At 63.9% G+C, this 18502-nt stretch carries 16 protein-coding genes; all 16 read right to left on the reverse strand.

Features of this window, described 5'->3' with window-relative positions; all coding sequences use genetic code 11:
* Positions 1-22: 22 nt before the first annotated feature.
* Positions 23-412 carry a copper-binding protein gene (locus RLDS_RS49105; protein WP_021227776.1) on the reverse strand — a complete coding sequence of 130 codons (390 nt, stop codon included), beginning with the start codon at positions 410-412 and terminating at the stop codon, positions 23-25.
* Entirely contained in the window at positions 409-3564 is a 3156-nt protein-coding gene (locus tag RLDS_RS49110; RefSeq protein ID WP_021227777.1) for an efflux RND transporter permease subunit, read from the reverse strand. The genes RLDS_RS49105 and RLDS_RS49110 overlap by 4 nt, the downstream gene beginning before the upstream one ends.
* Entirely contained in the window at positions 3561-5057 is a 1497-nt protein-coding gene (locus tag RLDS_RS49115) for an efflux RND transporter periplasmic adaptor subunit (protein WP_021227778.1), read from the reverse strand. The genes RLDS_RS49110 and RLDS_RS49115 overlap by 4 nt, the downstream gene beginning before the upstream one ends.
* The gene (locus RLDS_RS49120) at positions 5054-6283 is read right to left on the reverse strand and encodes a TolC family protein (protein WP_031298840.1); all 1230 of its coding nucleotides are present in this window, start codon (positions 6281-6283) and stop codon (positions 5054-5056) included. The genes RLDS_RS49115 and RLDS_RS49120 overlap by 4 nt, the downstream gene beginning before the upstream one ends.
* Before the next feature lie 143 nt (positions 6284-6426).
* Positions 6427-6825: a hypothetical protein gene (locus RLDS_RS49125; RefSeq protein WP_152528117.1), complete on the reverse strand. Its 399-nt coding sequence runs from the start codon at positions 6823-6825 to the stop codon at positions 6427-6429.
* A 343-nt stretch (positions 6826-7168) separates the two neighbouring features.
* A complete protein-coding gene (locus RLDS_RS49130) occupies positions 7169-8356 on the reverse strand; it encodes an SAM-dependent methyltransferase (protein WP_236616910.1) in 1188 nt (395 codons plus the stop codon).
* Positions 8357-8509: 153 nt separating this feature from the next.
* Positions 8510-9283: an enoyl-ACP reductase FabI gene (fabI, locus tag RLDS_RS49135; protein WP_021227783.1), complete on the reverse strand. Its 774-nt coding sequence runs from the start codon at positions 9281-9283 to the stop codon at positions 8510-8512.
* A complete protein-coding gene (locus RLDS_RS49140; RefSeq protein ID WP_021227784.1) occupies positions 9280-10455 on the reverse strand; it encodes an acetate/propionate family kinase in 1176 nt (391 codons plus the stop codon). The genes fabI and RLDS_RS49140 overlap by 4 nt, the downstream gene beginning before the upstream one ends.
* Entirely contained in the window at positions 10452-11873 is a 1422-nt protein-coding gene (locus RLDS_RS49145) for a bifunctional enoyl-CoA hydratase/phosphate acetyltransferase (RefSeq protein WP_021227785.1), read from the reverse strand. The genes RLDS_RS49140 and RLDS_RS49145 overlap by 4 nt, the downstream gene beginning before the upstream one ends.
* Positions 11874-12024: 151 nt before the next feature.
* Positions 12025-13830, reverse strand: coding sequence for a DUF3141 domain-containing protein (locus tag RLDS_RS49150; protein ID WP_084514945.1), 1806 nt, complete (start codon positions 13828-13830; stop codon positions 12025-12027).
* Positions 13827-14162: a DUF5676 family membrane protein gene (locus tag RLDS_RS0128790; protein WP_021227788.1), complete on the reverse strand. Its 336-nt coding sequence runs from the start codon at positions 14160-14162 to the stop codon at positions 13827-13829. Before RLDS_RS0128790 ends, RLDS_RS49150 begins: the two co-directional genes overlap by 4 nt.
* Positions 14155-14493 (reverse strand): YHS domain-containing protein, encoded by a 339-nt coding sequence (locus tag RLDS_RS57310; protein WP_021227789.1) that lies wholly within the window; start codon positions 14491-14493, stop codon positions 14155-14157. Before RLDS_RS57310 ends, RLDS_RS0128790 begins: the two co-directional genes overlap by 8 nt.
* A 5-nt stretch (positions 14494-14498) precedes the next feature.
* A complete protein-coding gene (locus RLDS_RS49160; RefSeq protein ID WP_021227790.1) occupies positions 14499-14957 on the reverse strand; it encodes a hypothetical protein in 459 nt (152 codons plus the stop codon).
* Positions 14944-15612, reverse strand: coding sequence for an RNA polymerase sigma factor (locus tag RLDS_RS49165; RefSeq protein ID WP_021227791.1), 669 nt, complete (start codon positions 15610-15612; stop codon positions 14944-14946). Before RLDS_RS49165 ends, RLDS_RS49160 begins: the two co-directional genes overlap by 14 nt.
* 74 nt (positions 15613-15686) lie before the next feature.
* Positions 15687-16685, reverse strand: coding sequence for a copper resistance protein B (locus RLDS_RS49170; protein ID WP_021227792.1), 999 nt, complete (start codon positions 16683-16685; stop codon positions 15687-15689).
* Positions 16685-18484, reverse strand: a complete 1800-nt coding sequence (locus RLDS_RS49175; RefSeq protein WP_021227793.1) for a copper resistance system multicopper oxidase — start codon at positions 18482-18484, stop codon at positions 16685-16687. The genes RLDS_RS49170 and RLDS_RS49175 overlap by 1 nt, the downstream gene beginning before the upstream one ends.
* Between the last annotated feature and the right edge of the window lie 18 nt (positions 18485-18502).

Here is an 18502-nt window from a genome sequence, read left to right on the forward strand (position 1 = left end):
GGCTACACCCGTAGTGCGAACATCATTGCTTGGTGATCGCCGTGACCTCGCCGCCGCCGTCCTCGAGCTTGAGATCGAAGGAGACCTTGTCGCCGGGCATCATGCCTTCGAGCATCCTCGGATCGGCATCGAACATCATCGTCATGGCCGGCCAGTTCGCCGCCGGAATTGGCCCGTGATTGATCGTGACGGTGCCGTCCTTGGGATCGACGGCGGTGATCACGCCCGTGCCGCTCGCCATGCCCGCCATGTGCTCTCCGTCCATCGGCATGGCGCTGCCGTTACCGCCCATGGCATCATGCATCGCGCCCATCGTCTGAGACGCGTCGGAGGGGCTTTTGGAGGTTTCCGGCGTCTGTTGCCCGCAGGCGGCGAGCAGCAATGCCGGAAAAAGGATCATCATAGGTTTCATCGGTCATCTCCTTTAGAGGGGGAAGCGGGGGATCGGGTCTTTCGCGGCGACCGCAGCAGCAGATAGCCGGCCGGAATGACGAACATCGACAGCAGCGGCGCGGTGACCATGCCGCCGATCATCGGCGCGGCGATGCGGCTCATGATCTCCGAGCCAGCGCCGGTGCCGATCAGGATCGGGAACAGGCCGGCGAGGATCACCGCGACCGTCATCGCCTTGGGCCGCACCCGGAGCAATGCGCCTTCGCGCACCGCCGCCTCGACATCGGCGCGGGCGGGATCGGCTCCCCGCGCGTCGAGCGCATGCTTGAGGTAGAGCAGCATCACCACGCCGAACTCCGCCGAGACGCCTGCGAGCGCGATGAAGCCGACGCCGGTCGCGACCGACTGGCTGTAGCCGAGCAGGTACAGCAGCCAGAACCCGCCGGTGAGCGCGAAAGGCAGCGTGCCCATGATGAGCGCCGCCTCGTCCCAGCGACGGAAGATCATGTAAAGCAGCAGGAAGATGATCGCGAGCGTGGCGGGGACGACGATCTTGAGCCGCTCCATCGCGCGGCTGAGATATTCGAACTGTCCGGCATAGGCGATGCTGATGCCCGGCGGCAGGTCGACCCCGGCCGCGACCGCTTCCTGAAGGTCATGCACGACCGAGGCGAGATCGCGCCCGCGCACGTCGATATAGACATAGCTGGTCGGCCGCCCGTTCTCGCTCTTGAGCATCGGCGGCCCGTCGGTGACGCGCAGCGAAGCGACTGTGCCGAGCGTGATCTGCTGCCCTGAAGGCGTCAGGATCGGCAGCGCGCGCAAGGCGTCGACATTGCCGCGCACCTCGCGCGGATAGCGCACGTTGATCGGATAGCGCGCCAGCCCCTCGACCGTGCGTCCGACATTGGCGCCGCCCACCGCGCCCGCGACGATCTGCTGCACGTCGGCGATGTTGAGCCCGTAGCGACCGGCTGTCCTGCGGTCGATGTCGACATCGACATAGCGTCCACCCTCGAGCCGCTCGGCGAGAGCGGAACTCACGCCCGGTACGGCCTTCGCCACCGCTTCGATCCGGTGCGCGACCCGGTCGATCGCCCCCAGGTCGGCGCCCGAAACCTTGATCCCGATCGGGCTCTTGATCCCGGTCGCCAGCATGTCGATGCGGTTGCGGATCGGCGGCACCCAGATGTTGGAGAGGCCCGGCACCTTCACCACGCGATCAAGTTCGTCGACCAGCTTGTCGGGTGTCATGCCCGGCCGCCACTGGTCGCGCGGCTTGAAGCGGATGGTCGTCTCGAACATGGTGAGCGGGGCGGGATCGGTCGCGGTATCGGCGCGGCCGGCCTTGCCGAACACGCTCTCCACTTCGGGCACGCTCTTGATGAGGCGGTCGGTGCGCTGGAGGAGCTGGCCCGCCTGCGCCGCCGATATGCCCGGCAGCGCGGACGGCATGTAGAGCAGGTCGCCCTCGTTGAGCGGCGGCAGGAATTCGCCCCCCAGCTTCGCCACCGGCCATGCCGTGGTGAGAAACACGAGCACCGCCATGACGAGAATCGCTTTGGGCCGCCGCATCACCCAATCGAGGGCGGGGCGATAGGCGCGGGTCAGTCCGCGGTTGATGGGATTGTCCTGTTCGGAGGGAATGCGCCCGCGAATGAGCCAGCCCATCAGGATCGGGACCAGCGTTATCGACAGGATCGCTGCGGCCGCCATCGAATAGGTCTTGGTGAAGGCGAGCGGCGAGAAAAGCCGCCCCTCCTGCGCCTGCAGGGTGAAGACAGGCACGAACGACAGCGTGATGATGAGCAGGCTGAAGAACAGCGCCGGCCCCACCTCGCGCGCGGCATCGGCGATGACGCGCCAGCGCTGCGCGCCTTCGAGTGGTTCGTCGGGATGCGCATGCGTCCAGTGCTCGATATGCTTGTGAGCGTTCTCGATCATCACCACGGCGGCATCGACCATCGCGCCGACCGCGATGGCGATGCCGCCCAGCGACATGATGTTGGCGCTCACCCCCTGAATCCGCATGATGAGGAAGGCAGCGAGCACGCCGAGCGGCAATGTCACGATCGCGACGAACGCCGAGCGGACATGCCAGAGGAACAGCGCGCACACCGCGGCGACGACGATGAATTCCTCGATCAGCTTGTGGGTGAGGTTCTCGACCGAGGCGTCGATGAGCTGCGAGCGATCGTAGACCGGAACGATCTCGACGCCCGGCGGCAGGCTCTTGCGCAGCGTCGCCAGCCGGTCCTTCACCGCCGCGATCGCGCTGCGCGCATCGGCGCCCTGGCGCAGGATGATGACGCCGCCGGCCACTTCGCCTTCGCCGTTGAGGTCGGCCAGGCCGCGCCGCATTTCCGGACCGAGCCGGACGGTCGCGACCTCCCCAAGCGTCACCGGCACGCCCCCCGCCGCAGTCTTGAGCGGTATGGCGCGAAAATCGTCGAGCGACGTCAGATAGCCCGAGGCGCGGACCATATATTCGGCCTCGCCCATTTCGAGCACCGAGCCCCCGACTTCCTGATTGGCGTTGCGGATCGCCGCGACCGCCTGCTGGAAGGTCACGCCGTATCCGGCGAGCTTCACCGGATCGAGCACGACCTGATATTGCTTCACCATGCCGCCGATGCTGGCGACCTCCGAGATGCCCGGCACTGTTTTGAGTTCGTAGCGCAGGAACCAGTCCTGAATCCCGCGCAATTGGCTGAGGTCGTGCCGGCCGCTGCGATCGATCAGCGCATATTCGTAGATCCAGCCGACCCCCGTGGCATCCGGCCCGATCGCGCTGGTCACGCCCTCGGGCAACCGCCCCTGCACCTGGTTGAGATATTCGAGCACCCGCGAGCGCGCCCAGTAGAGGTCGGTCCCGTCCTCGAAGATCACATAGACATAGCTGTCGCCGAAGAAAGAATAGCCGCGCACCGTCTTCGCGCCCGGCACCGAGAGCATGGTGGTAGCGAGTGGATAAGTGACCTGATCCTCGACAATGCGAGGCGCCTGCCCGGCATAGCCGGTGCGGATCACCACCTGGACGTCGGACAGATCAGGCAAGGCGTCGATCGGCGTGGTGCGCACCGCCCACAGCCCCGCCGCCGACAGCGCGACGGCGGCGAGCACGACGAACAGCCGGTTTGCGATCGACCAGTCGAGCAGCCGTTCGATCATTGCGCGGTCTCCCGGCGCAGCGTCCGGATCGTCGGCCCCGCCTGCTCCTGGCTGAAGGTGAAGCGCACGCGGTCGCCTGTCTTGAAGCCTCTCGCGAGCGAAGGCCGTTCGAGACGAAACATCATGGTCATGCCCGGCCATTCGAGCGCCGGAACCGGCTCATGCTCCAGCGTGATCCCGGCTGCGGTGATCTTGCGGATGACGCCGCGCGTCTCGTAGGTTTTCGTTTCCGCTGACGGCTCCGTGGGGGCCGGAGCGGCTTCCCCGCCGATCGGCCGCACATCCATGCCCGCAAGGCTGGCTTCGGAATCGATCAGGAACTGGCCCGAGGTGACCACCGTCTCTCCCTCGGCAAGGCCTGCGAGGATTTCGGTGCGACCGCCCTCCGTCCGCCCGGTCCGGACCTCGGCAGGGCGGTAGCGCCCCTTGTCGAGCGCAAGCATGACGATGCTGCGCTTTCCGGTTTCGATCACGGCTTCGGACGGCACGAGCAGGGCCTGCCTTCCTCCGCCGGCGAAGTTCACCTGCGCGAACATGCCGGGCCGGAGCTCGAGACCGGGATTGGGAAGTTCGATACGCACGGTCAGCGTGCGGCTTTCGTCCGCCGCCCTGGGCAGGATAGTCCTGATCCGCCCGTGCCGCGTCTCTCCGGGAAAGGCGGCATGGGTTACGGTCACCGGCTGACCGGGAGAAACCGAGCCCGCCACGGCTTCCGGAACCGCGGCGTCGAGCCAGACGCTGGACAGACCGTTGATCTGAGCCAGATTTTGTCCGGGCGACACCGTCATCCCCGGACGCACGTCGAGCGCGGTGATGGTGCCGCCGATCGGCGCCGTCACGGTATAGATGGTGCTGGTCCGCCGCCCTCTCTCGACGGCGGCCACGGTCGACGCGGGCATGCCGAGCAACAGCAGCCGCTGCCGCGCGGCCTGCGCCAGCGCAGCGTCGCCGGTGCCGAGCGCCGCCAGATATTCCTGCTGCGCGCCGCCCCAGTCGGGCACGAGCAGATCGACGATTGGCGCCCCGGCCCGGATCAGGTCGTCGGGTGCGCGGGCGTAGGCGCGCTGCACGAAGCCGCCGGCGCGCGGCTGGACGATGGCGATGTCGCGTTCGTTGAACGCGATGACGCCGGTCGCGCTGATCGCGCTGCTCAGCGTTCCCCTCTGCGCGGTCGCCGTGCGCATGCCGAGGCTCTGGGTCAGCCCGGGATCGATCCGCATGCCCGCCTCGCCCGCGGCCTCGTCGGCATATTTGGGGACGAGTTGCATGTCCATGAACGGCGATTTGCCCGGCTTGTCGAAATGCTGACCGGGCATCATCGGATCGTACCAGTAGAGCACTTCGCGTCCGTCGTCGGCTGCGGCCGGCTTGTCGACCGAGGAACCGGTCAGCCCGGCAAGACCGAAGCCGGCGGCACCCGCCACGAGCGCGAGGGCGGCACCAGCCGCCCATAGGCGTGCGCGCGGCGCGGCAAGGAAGGAAAGTCGGGTCATCGTGCATCACCCCCGAATGTCAGAAGAAGAAACGCCGCCTGGCGTGTGACCTGCGATTCGCGGTCAAGGACGTCGAGTTCGGTCTCGGCCAGCGCCGTTTCGGCCGAGATCACATCCAGCAGACCGGCGCGCCCGGCACCGTAGCTCGCAGTCTCGAGATCTGCTTCCTGCCGGGCGAGCGGCAGCAACGTCTCTTGTGCGCGATGCCATTGCGAGACCTGCATGGCATGGGTCGCAAGTCCGCGCTCCAGTTCGGCGGTCAACGCGCGCCGGACATCCTCATGCTGCGCACGGGCGGCGGAGAGATCGGCTTCGGCGGCGGCAATCCGCGGATTTTGCCGCTTGCCCGGGAAAATGGGCAGGGTCATGCTGGCCCCGACCGAAACGACATTGCCGTAGCCGGGGTCACGGCGACCGAAGGAAAGGCTCACGCCCCAGTCGGGCCGCTTGCCCGCCCGGGCGAGGTCGGTGTCGGCCCGGGCCGAAGCGACGTCCGCTTCGGCGGCGCGAAGGCGCGGGTTGCCCGCTATCGCCAGACGCAATTCGGCGGGATCCAACGCGAAATCGGGTATCATTCCGACCGCTTCGGGCTCCGCCTCCCCGGTCCAGCGCTCCAGCGTCGCTCGTGCCTGTGCGTGTTCGGCGAGGATCGTGCTGCGCCGGTCCTCCAGCGTGGCAATCGCCTGACGGATGCGCAGGCTCTGCGCTGGCCGGGCGGAACCCGAGGCGACCCCAGCCCGTGCCGCAGGCACCAGTCGCCCGAGCCGTCCCAGCACCGCGTCGATCGCCGCCAGCCGCCTGTCGGCATAGGCGAGATCGATCCATGCAGTCGCTGCGGCAACCCTCACGTCGAGGTGGGTGACGGCGGATCGGGCGCGTGCAAGGCCGGTTGCGGCATCCGCACCTGCCTGCTCGGCATGGCGCTTGGCGAGATTGGGGATATCCTGCTGCAAGCCCACGCGCTGCGCGGTCATCATCGAACCGTCGAGCGTGAACGCAGGCGGCCCCGACACCGGGAGATTGTCGAGACCGAGCGACAGGCGCGGATCGGGCAACTGCCCGGCGGCGATGGCGCTTGCCTCGCTTGCCGACACCTCCGCCTTTCTGGCGTCGATAATCGGGGCATTGGTTCCCGCTCTTTCGAGCGCTTGTTGAAAGGTCAGCGGTCCCGCCACGGCGGGACACGCCGATCCTGCCAGGAGCGGCAGGGCCATGAGTAATCGCATGAGAATTCCTGTGTCCCCTCGCGCACCGCCCGGTTAGGGCTCGCGCGGGCACCTTATGGGACATGACGCGGCAGATGGTGCGACTCCGCCGATTTGGCATCGGCATAGTCGTCCCGGCCGCCGAATCACGTCCGGCGTATCGTTCAGGCTGACAGGATGGGCGGTTCGATAACGGGGGGAGCGGCAAGCCCGCTCAGTTCGGTCGCGCGTGATGCGAGATGCTGCTGCGCGCCTATGAAGGGCACCTTTCCAAGCGAAGCGAGATCCGGGAGAAGAAGCGCCGAACCTGGCGCAATGGTCACGCAATGGCTCGCGTCATTGCAGGGCTTGCCACGATGCCCGGTCTCCGGGCAATCGTCACAATCCTCCATCGGACAGCCATCCGTCATCGCATGATGCATCGCAGTTTGCTTCATGTCTGCCATGTGGCTGCAGCCCGGCGTTGTCATGATCCCCTCGGCGCGATGTGCAGACGCGGTGCCCTGACCCAAAAGGCCGAGCACCGCGCTTAGCGCAATCAGACAGGCGATCAGCCGCGACATATCCGGCATCTTATATGCCGAGCGGTGATCAAAGTCTTGTTCAAAATCAAACCCGGGGCCATTCCCCGTGGGCATCTGTCATGTCATTTGAAGGAAAGTTGGAGCGCGTCCTGCCCGACGGGTCCGTGCCGCCGCTTCCGGTCCATCTGCTGATTCCCAGTCGGCCCAAGATGATCCCGTCGTACGCGCATTCGTCGACTACATGCAGGAAGTGAACGCCGCGGCCAAAGGATGGCTGGCCGATCCGCTCGCTTAGACTAGCGGTGCGAAGCACCGCTGCTCTCGTCCAAAAATCGGCGCCCTCCGCTTGTCAGGCCGGAGCAACTCGAGTCGGCAGGTCACGTCAGCGGCCCGTTTCCGCCGCGAACATATAATCCCGCGTACGCGGCACAGCGTCGCGTCGACGGGTGACCTGGAGCTGAAAAACCATGAGGTCTCCTTGGCGGAAGGCCATTTCACAGGCGGCGAGATAGAACTCCCACATGCGGCAGAAACGCTCGTCATAAAGCGCGCACGCTCGGGCACGGTTTTGCTGAAAGCGATCATACCAATGGAGTAGCGTGTCTGCATAATGCAGCCTTAGAATCTCGACGTCGGTCACCCAGAGCCCGCTTCGCTCGGCTGCGCCCAGAACTTCCGAGAGGGCCGGAACATATCCGCCGGGGAAAATGTACTTTGAGATCCAGGGGTCATCGCTTCCTGGCGGGGACCTGCGTCCGATCGAGTGAATGACGCCTATGCCGTCAGGCGCTAGAGAACGAGCGATCGTCGAAAAGAACATGTCATAGTGGCTTGGGCCGACATGTTCGAACATGCCGACCGAAACAATACGGTCGAACCGTTCGTCGATGTCGCGATAGTCCAGCATGTCAAACCGGACCTGATCAGCGAAATCTTCTTGTTCGGCTCGCGAGCGGGCCACCTGGAGCTGTTCTCGAGACAGGGTGATGCCGCGTACCGACACGCCATGGGTCCGTGCGAGTTCGAGCGCGAGACCACCCCAGCCGCACCCGATATCAAGCAGTCGCTGGTCGGGCGAGAGGAGAAGTTTTGCGGCCAGATGGCGTTTCTTTGCGGCTTGTCCCTCGTCGAGACTCTCGGTTCCCTGTGGGAAATAGCCGCAGGAATACTGGCGGTCGGAATCAAGGAAGAGATCGTAAAGTGTACCTGAGAGATCGTAATGATGCGCGACATTGCGGCGCGACTGGGCCTTATGATTACGTCTCCCGCGGAGGGGCGCGAATGTCGCGATCTTGGAGCGGATCACTTGCATGGGATGCTCGTCGAGCGCTTGCAGATTGGAGGTGGCGATCCTCAGCAGGTCTCGGATCGAGCCCGATTCGATCGTGATACGGCCATCCATATAGGCCTCGCCCAAGGCGAGTGTAGGTGACAAAGCCAATTTCAGCGGGAGGGACTTGTCGTGCAGGCGCACCGTCACATGGTCATCGCAATCCTCGCTCCCGAAATGATGACAATGACCCGCGCGGTCGATGATGGTGAGGCGACCGTCCTGCACAAGCTTGTGCACCAGGCCTGAAATCAGAGGCAGTCTCGGGGTATTTGTGCGAGGCATTCGTTGGTTCCGACTTCGTTTGCTGCACCTAAAGACGTAATCGGGTGCCGAAGCTTACAGTGGGATGCCCCATAGGGGTGGGTTTCAGCGTTCCAACGTTGAAGTCGATCAGGCGAGCAGATGCTGCCCGCTATCAACAGGAATAACGGTGCCGGTAATCCGGCATGCCGCATCGCTGACCAGGAACGCAGCGAGGGCGCCGACATCGGCGACGGTAACGAGCTGCCGTTCCGGAACGGCGGCGGCTGCGCGATCGAGCATCTCGTCGAACCGGTCGATGCCGCTTGCGGCGCGTGTCGCGATGGGGCCTGGCGAGATCGCATGCGCGCGGATACCTTTCGGCCCAAGTTCGGCCGCGACGTAGCGGGTGGCGCTCTCCAGCGCCGCCTTGACGGGGCCCATCAGATTGTAGTGCTCAACCACGCGCTCGGAGCCGTAGAATGTGACGGTCAGCAAGCAGCCGCCCCCGTGCATGAGCGGTTCCGCGCGGCGCGCCATCTCCAGGAAGGAATGGCAGGACACGTCCATCGCTGTGGCAAATCCCTCCGCCGAGCTGTCCACGACCCGACCTTGCAGATCTTCCTTGGGCGCGAAAGCGATCGAGTGGAGCAGGAAATCGAGGCTCCCCCATTCGCGCTCCACCCGCTCGAACAGCGCTTCGGTCTGGCCGGGTTCGCGCACGTCGCAGGGCACCAGCCATTCCGCGCCCAGGGCGTCGGCGACCGGCTCCACAAAGGGGCGGGCCTTCTCGTTGAGGTAGGTCGCGCCGATCCTCGCGCCGCAATCGCGAAATGTCTGCGCACAGCCGGCGGCAATGCTGTGTCCATTGGCGATGCCGACCACCAGCCCGCGTTTGCCGGAAAGATCGACGAGCGCCTTCATGATCGCTTTGCTCTGAGGATGGCCTGAGTATCGATGGCGATCATCCGTTCCTCGTCGGTGGGCAGCACCATCAGCTTAATCCGGCTTTCCGGGGTACTAATGAGGAAGTCGCCTCGCTCGTTTGCGGATGGATCGAGCCCCGCACCCAGCCAATGCAGCCCTGTTGCCACCTGCTCCCTAATCTGCGCCGCGTTTTCGCCGATACCGCCGGTGAACACGAACGCATCAAGGCCGGCGAGCGAGGCGGCCAGCGCGCCCGCCTGCGTCACGATGCGATAGACGAAGAGTTCGACGGCCTCAGCCGCAGCAAGATCATGGCTGGCCAGCAGCGTTCGCATGTCGCTCGACACGCCAGATAGACCGAGCAGCCCCGATTCCGAATAGAGCATGTGCTCGACGGCCCCGAGGCTCATGCCTTGTTGCATGAGGTATATGAGGATGCCGGGATCGATGCTACCGCAGCGCGTTCCCATAACCAGCCCGTCAAGCGCAGTGAAACCCATGGTGGATTCGATGCTGCGTCCGCCATTCATCGCGCACAGGCTGGCACCGTTGCCAAGATGCGCAACGATCACCCGGCCTGTCGATGTCACCGGGTCCAACTCTGCGAGCCGGCGCGCGATATAGGCATAGGATATCCCATGAAAGCCGTAGCGCCGGACGCCCTGCTCCCCCAGTTTGCGTGGCACGGCCACGCGGCTTGCCACATGCGGTTGGCCATGATGGAATGCCGTGTCGAAACAGGCGACTTGCGGCAGGCTAGGCCGGTGGCGAGCTACGGCACGCACGGCCGCAAGGTTGTGGGGCTGGTGCAGAGGGGCAAGCGGGGATAGCGAACTGAGGATGGAAAGCACGCCCTCGTCGATCCGGACAGGCGCGCTAAACTGCTCACCACCATGCACAATACGGTGACCCACTGCCTCCAGGCCCGATCCGAGGCGATTTTCCAGAGCCTCCAGCAGATCGCCAAGCAGTTCCTCATGGGTCAACGCTGTGTGTTCCCACCGGTGCTCCAGCGTTACAGCCTCATCGGCACCCCATACGACCAGAGAAGGTGCGATTCCGATTTCCTCGATCTTACCGTGTCCAAGCCGCAGAGGCTCGCCCTCGGTCATTGAGAACAGCGCGAACTTGATACTCGACGACCCCGCATTAAGGGACAGGATCGTCACGTCGGCCGGCCTTGAAGCGTTCCGGGTGCCGCCTTGGTTGCAGCGCGCGCAAGCAGCAGCGCGACGGCGCAGGAAGCAAGACGAGTGCGTACGCTGTCCGCCCGGCTGGTGAGGATGATAGGCACGCGCGCGCCGAGTACCACTCCCGCCGCGTCCGCCCCGCCGAGAAAGGTCAGTTGCTTGGCCAGCATGTTGCCGGCCTCCAGATTCGGTACCATCAGGATATCGGCCTGTCCCGCCACGGACGATACGATGCGTTTCTCCTCTGCGGCTTGTGCGCTGACGGCGTTGTCGAAGGCAAGCGGCCCGTCGACAATTGCGCCGGCGATCTGCCCGCGATCCGCCATCTTGCACAGCGCGGCCGCCTCCAGCGTGGTGCGCATCTTCGGGTTGATCGTCTCCACAGCCGCGAGGATCGCCACCTTTGGCCGCTCGATGCCCATTACATGTGCCAGGTCTATGGCGTTGCGCAGAATGTCAGCCTTGTCATCCAGTGTCGGCTCGATGTTGATGGCGGCATCAGTGATGATGAGCGGACGGGCATGGCCAGGAACGTCCATGATGTAGGCATGACTGATCCGGCGCTCGGTGCGCAGGCCAGCGTCGGACGCAAGCACCGCGCTCATCAACTCATCGGTGTGAAGCGAGCCCTTCATCAGCAGCCCTGCTTCTCCCTTGTTCACAAGCGCCACCGCTTCTGCCGCGGCGGCATGGCTGTGTGGTACGTCGACGATCCGGAATGTGTCGATGCTTCGGCCTGCAGCTTGTGCGCTCTGCCTGATCCTCGCCTCCGGACCGACCAGAATGGGCGTGATCATTCGGCCGCCCGCCGCGTCGGCAACGGCGATGATCGCGTCCGGGCTGCACGGATGGGCGACTGCCGTCTCGATCGGACCTTGAGTGCCGACTTGTTCGAGCAGACGCCGATGGCCCTCATGTCCGATCAGGCGTATTTCGGGCAGTGGAACGCGCGGGCGGGACACTTTCTCGCTCGGCGCCGCCACCTCGGCTTGTCCGGTGATGACTTCGCGACCTCCGGCGCTGACACAGCGGCAATCGAGCAGAATCACATGATCCTGTTCCGCTTTCTCGGTGACGGTCACGCTGGCGGTGATGATGTCCCCGACGCTTACCGGCGCCAGAAAGCGCAGCGACTGGCTCCGATAGATCGTGCCGGGACCCGGCAGCTCGGTCCCGAGCACAGCCGAGATCAGGCCCGCACCCCACATGCCATGGGCAACAACATGGTGAAACATGTCGGTTTCCGCGTAATCCGGGTCCATATGCGCCGGGTTTACGTCACCGGACACGGCCGCGAACAACCGGATGTCATCGGGCGTGAGCGTGCGGGTGACGCTTGCCGTATCTCCGATCTCGATGTCGTCGAACGTGCGGTTCTCGATCATCGGGCCAGTCATGTTAGCGCTCCGTCAGCGATGGCGGGGATCGGGAATGATGCCGGCATCGTGCTCGCCAAGGCCGCTTTCGACAATTCGATACCGATCACCGACGCCACCGCCGTCAAGCGGCAAGCGCATGCACCGGCTGAATATTCAGGGCGCACTGGTTTTACGCCGTCGCCGGTTTGCCCGGTGCTGCACCGTAAGCCAGCGCGAAAGCTCTTTCCTCGGTGACGTCGCGATGCTCGCGAGCCTGTTCGATCATCTTGGCAATTCGCTCACTCGCGTCCCGTTCGGCCGTCCGGAACCGATCGGTGGGCGGCAATGGCTTCCGGCCGCGTTCGACGATCGGCGCCAGCGCAGCGATGACCCGCATCCAGGGGTTGAATTCCTCCGAGAAGAGATAGCGGCTCGTCCGCATGGGATGCAGCCATTCGAGCATCGAAGCGCTCGCGGGGTTTGAAAGGCTCCGGACGAAGGGGCTTATGAACGTGCTGTAGATTTCCTCGTTCGCTTCGGACATTTCCCTGACCCGCTCGAAGGCCTGACGCGGCGTGTCCACCTCGATGTCGGAGACGTCACGCTCTTCGAAATGGACGATGTATTCGGGTTTGTGGCAATCGGGATCGCCTGAGGGATTGTCGATCTTCATCTCGTAAAGACCGGGCGGAAGCGCCGAAATCTCCTTAATGCTCTCCAGGATCGCGCGGTGTTCGAACCGCGCGACCTTCGCCGAAACGAAGATGCCGAGATGCCCTATATGCGGATGGGTCAGATAGACGATGCGCTGCCCGGCAGCCTTGAGATCAGCCGTGTCGCGATAGACGGCCGGTATCCAGTCAAGCGCCTGTTGCGGCGGCGTGATGTTGTCGCCGTATGAGGCGAATATCACCAGTGGATTGCGGATATGCCGCAAGTTCACCGTGCAGCCGTCGCAAACGTGCAGCTTGCCCTCTTCGAGCTTGTTGCCGATGAACAGATTCTCGACGATCGCCACGATTTCCTCGCGGCTCAGGAAATACCAGGCATTCCACCAGCGCTCGAACTCGAGAAACCGTTCGCGTTCCGTGTCGACGTTCATGAACAGATTGGCATATTTGTCCCATACGGACTCAGGCTTCAGATTCTCGAAATTCGCGATCAACCACGCCCCGTCGAGACGCCCGTCGTCGATATCGGCGAGGAAATGCGTCATCCATGCCCCGCCGACGAAGCCTGCGGCGATCCGCATCGGATTTACGCCCGACTTACCGGCCCAGTAGGACAGTGGCGAGCCGTTGAGGACGGTGGGGCCGACCAGACCTTCGCAGTCCGCCGACAGCAGCGTGGCGGCCCAACCGGCCTGACAATTGCCGTACAGGATGGGTGCTTGACCCGTATGCCTGCGCGCCACTTCCTCAACGAAGCGACGCAGTGCGTGCAGGACATCCCTGAGCGTCTGGCCGGGACACGGCTCCGGAAAGAATGACACGAAATAGACCGGATGTCCTTGATGCATCGCGATGCCGATTTCGGAATCGCGCTTGAACCCGCCGATGCCGGGGCCATGCCCGGCGCGCGGATCCATAACTACAACCGGTGGCTTGCTCGGGTCGAAACAGTCTTCGAGACAGGCCTCGTCGATACGCGTGATACGCAGCAGCGCATAGTTCGCGGGTTCGTCGAAACGTCGCGCATCGAGGATCATTTCATATTCAAAGTCGAGCAACGGCGGTTTCCCCGCACGTTCGTGCGCGATCATGTTGACTGCACGCTGTCGAAGCGCGTCCCAGAACAGAATACCGCGCTCCCAGACGTCTCGCTGATACGCCCAGAAGCCTAGCCACGGGTTTTCGTCCGTGCGGTCGTCCTGATGAGGAATGACCGCTGGAAGGGTAGTTGTCGGCTCTACGCGGGCTGGCGGCGATTCCGTTGCGGAGCGCGAGGCTTTGGGTCTCTTGGCGCCGGTCGGCTGTGATTGGTGAGTGTCGGTCATGCTTGCCTCCCGCGTTTTGTCCGTGCTGCCAGAAAGTTGAACAAGGGGCAGAAGATCAGCGCGACGTACCAGGCGTAAGCGAAGCTCTCGATCAGACCCAAGATGAAGCTGGGCCAGTCCAGCCAGATGAAGCCGGGCAGCAAGCGCTCCCAGCTTGGATGCATCGCCTGTGCCGGAAAGAGCAGGTCATGGCCGACGCAGAGCACATAGGTGATCGCGAGAAATATCCCGAAGCTCGTGCCGAAGGTGACAAGCGGAATCTGTCGGACTGCGGTTATCGCCTGAACCGAATTCCCCGTGCGACTTTGTACCGTCATTGCCGGTTCAGCCATGCTGATGCTCCCTGGCGATCGGTCCTGCTTCATCGTCAAGATACCGAGCGGGCCCGGTCTCGAACGCATCGCGATGTTCGGCCGAGCAGAAATAATAGACCTGGCCACCGTAAACGCTGGATTTCGCGGTGTTCGTTTCGACCTTTCTGCCGCACACCGGATCAATAGCGCTTTCTGGGGGAGCCCAATTGGGCTGTCCGCCTCCGGTCGACCCGGAATGGCCTCCCGAATGGCCGCTATGGCCGTGACCCATCACATGGGCGCCGCAACCAAACCGCATCATTACGAAAAAGAGACCGGCCCAGAAGGCGAAGTATAGAAGCGTATTCATGCCCGTTACGAAGCCGCGCCGCTTTGCGGCTTCCCGGGCTTCGGCGAGGACTTCTCGTGCTCGGCCGCCTGCCGGCGCGTTTCACCCGCCATATCGTGCGCCATCGCCATGCAGCACTCGCCGATCTTCTGCGTCGTTTGCGACCAGCGCTTGGCCTGCTGCGACGAACGCTCGACGAAGAGAGACAAAATCTCGGCTTCGGCCGCCAGCAAGTTTTGCGGCTGCCCGAATTGCAGCATATCCTGAAACGCTTGACGGAGGCGTTCATTGCTTTCGACCGTTGCGCTGACTTCCGAACTGAAGCTCTCGGTCAGAACCTTCTGGAGTTCGCGGGCGAGGGTTTGAGCGCCGCGCAGATTGCCTTGCACTATGCCCGCACCGTTGGCGATCGGGAGCTTCCACCAAGCGAGCAAGTCGTTCATTTGCCCGAAGCCTGTCGCCGCACTCTCTTCATTGCCGTTCATCGAGGTCTTTCCCTTTCAAATTTCCGTGCTTTGCTTTCGCCTGTTCGATCTCTTCGCACTCGCATTGCAGGAATCCGTGCGTCGGGCAGGACAGGCACATTTCCTCGAGCCGCTTGCGCAGCGTCTGCCTCGCCCGATGAAGACGCACCGTCACATTGTTCAGCGTCGTTCCGAGGCTCGCAGCGATGCGATCCCTTGGTTCGTCCAGAATGTCCGAACGCCACAGGACGTCGGCATATTCGGGCTTCAAGGTAGGCAGGAGTTTGTGCAGGCAGTTGCAGATCGCCTCGTCCATTTCATGGTCCGGTTCGATTGCCAGACTTTCCAGATCGGACGGGTCCGTGCCGATTTCCCTATTGCGGTGGCGACCGGTATGGCGATGATGGTCGATCAGCGTTGTCGCGAGAATGCGACCGAGCCAACCACGCACGCTGCGAATGTCGCGCAACTGCGCCGCCCGTTCGAGCGCTTTCAGCGAAAATTTCTGAAGCAGTTCCTCGGCATCGCTCCTGTTGCCGACCCGTTGATAGAGGAAGAGCAAAAACTCCTCGCGGGCTTCGATCAAGGCACGGCGAACGGCCGCGTCCGCAGGCTTTGCGGCCTCCAATTCAGGCTCTTCGCGTGCCTGACGTGATGTGCGCTCGTTCTTCGCCATGATCGTCCGTTCCCATCAATTGACGCCGCCCATGCCGATTCATTACAGTTGCGGGAGGAAATCCGAGCACAGCGTCAGAACCAGAAGCGCACCCCAACGACATAGTTGGTGACGCTCGGATCTTCGCCTGCCGCGCGGGCATAGTCGGCGCTGTCGCCCACTTTCCATTCCTGTTCGATGCCGATGTACGGCGCGAATTCGCGAACGAATTCGTAGCGCAGGCGGATACCCAGCTCCGCCGTGTCGAGACCCGCGCCGATGCCGAGTTCGGGAATGTCCTGCGCGGACAGATTCACCTCGGCGCGCGGTTGCAGGATCAGCCGCTGGGTAATGCGCTGGTCGATTTCGGCTTCGATGCGGCCGGTCAGGTCGCCCTTGTCCGACAGGAAGGCGGCGGCATCGATTTCGAACTCATAGGGGACAAGTCCCTGCAAGCCGACGACCGCGTGGGTGCGGGTGGGGCCGGTAAGATCCTGCCGCACGCCTGTCTGAAGATCCCACCACGGGCCGATGGCGTGGCTCCATAGCGCCTGCACCTCGGCGCTTTCGGGCTTTTCCCCGAAACTGCCTTCGCCTTCGGACTTGAGCCACAGCTTGTCGATATCGCCGCCATAATAGCCCTGTACGTCCCATAGATAGCCGTCCTTGCCTCCTCGCGCGCGATATTCGGCGCGTTCGGCCTGGAACCAGTAGACGGGCATTTCGCCGCTGACCTGCTTCACCACCTGGGTGCGGGACGTGGCCATGCGATCGACGCCGACAAAGGCGTCCGCAGCAAATGCCGGACCCTCGAAGGCCTCGGGCGGCGGCGGCCCCTGCGGAATGGGATCGTCGGCGGCGGTGCCCGATGCCATGGCATCCTGCTCCATCCGGGCATGATCCCTATGGCTGTGGTCCGGCTGGTTCCGGTCCATCATGCCATGGTCCATCGCATTGTGGTCCATCGCGCCGCTATCCGGTGCGTCGGGCGTCGCCGTCTGCGGCTGCTCGCCCATGTCGTGCCCGGCATGTTCCTGCGCGAGCGCCGGGGTGGCCAGCGCGAGGAGCGGGAGAAGGAAGATCGCGGTGCGCATCACTGGTCTCCTCCGTCGAGGGGGCGGACGGTGACGACCTGAAACATGCCGGTGTGCATGTGGTAGATCAGGTGGCAGTGAAACGCCCAGTCGCCGGGTTCATTGGCGGTGAGGTCGAACTGGGCGGAGCCGCCCGGTTGCACGACGATCGTGTGCTTCATCGGCTGGTGGCCCGGAGGGGCGCCGTTGACCAGTTCGAAGAAATGGCCGTGCAGATGGATGGGGTGCGCCATCATCGTATCATTGACGAGCTTGACCCGGACGCGCTCGTTATAGGCGAAGCGGATCGGCTGGTCGGTGACGGCGGAGAATTTCTGCCCGTCGAACGACCACATGTACCGCTCCATGTTGCCGGTTAGGTGGATTTCCTTCAGCCGCGTCGGGCGACGGTCATCGGGGTTGGGCTTCGCTGCGACGAGCTGCATGTAGTCGAGCACCCGGTGCCCGACTTCGGCGAGGCCGACCCCCGGGTCGCCCATCCGGTCGACCGGGTTCATCGCCACCATATCGAGCCCGGGGCCGGCCTTGACGTTGGGCGGCAGCAGCGAAGTGTCGCGCATGTTCATGCCGCCCGACATCTCCATTCCGGCCATGTCGCCGCCCTTGTCCGCGCCGCTCATGCCGTCCATGCCATGCATGTCGTGCATGCTCCCGCCGGACATGCCGTTCATGCCGTCTGCGCCGGGATCGCTCGCGCTCATGCCCATATCGGCCATGGTGAGCAGCGGCGGATCGCGCAACGGGGGGAAGGCCGCTTTCGACCCGGGCCTGCTCGTCAGCGTCGCAATGCCCATTCCGGAGCGGTCCATCGCCTCGGCGACGAAGGCGAAGGTCTCGGCGCCCTTGGGCTCGATGATCACGTCATAGGTTTCGGCATTGCCCATCTGAAATTCGTCGGTCTCGACCGGCCGGATATTCTGCCCGTCGGCGGCGACGACGGTCATCGGCAGGCCGGGGATACGCACATTGAAGAAGGTCATCGCCGCGCCGTTGATGATCCGGAGGCGGATGCGCTCACCGGGATTATAGGCAAGCTCCAGCCCGTCCTCGGGACCATGGCCGTTGACGAGGAAGGTGTAGGTGGAGCCCGTCACATCCGAAATGTCGGTCGGCATCATCCGCATCTGCGCCCACATGCGGCGCTGCTCGCCGGTCAGCGGATATTTGTCGGTCCAGCTCGTCTGCTGATAGTTGAAATAGCCTTCGCCGACCTTGAGCTTGCGCATGATCTCGTGCGGGCTCATCGGCGACCAGTCGGTCAGCATCAGCACATATTCGCGATCATATTCGAACGGATCGGGCTCGATCGGATCGATGACGATCGGGCCGTAATGGCCCATCGGTTCCTGCAGCGTGTGCGCATGCCACCAATAGGTCCCCGCCTGCCGAACGGGGAAGCGATAGCGGAAGGTTTCTCCGCGTTCGACCGCGGCCATGGTGATGCCCGGAACCCCGTCCATCAGGAACGGGACCAGCATGCCGTGCCAGTGGATCGACGTGCCTTCCGACGCATTATTGACCAGATCGACGGTAAGGTCCTGACCCTGTTTCAGGCGCAGCAACGGGCCCGGCAGGGTGCCATTGATCGTCACGGCCGGTCCGCGGCGCGAGCCGGTGGTGAACAGCGCATCGTCGACGGTCATGGTGAGGTGTTCGCCGGCAAGCACGTCGCTGCCCTTGCGCGCGAGCGTCCCGCCATGCGCACCGCGCGCCCATGCCGGCATGACGCCCGCGAGACCTGCCAGGCCCGCTCCGTATGCGCTGTAATGCAGGAATTTGCGGCGATTTAACGATGTCATCGCGATTGTCCGTTCTTG

It is taken from the genome of Sphingobium lactosutens DS20 (assembly GCF_000445105.1).
Taxonomy (GTDB): domain Bacteria; phylum Pseudomonadota; class Alphaproteobacteria; order Sphingomonadales; family Sphingomonadaceae; genus Sphingobium; species Sphingobium lactosutens.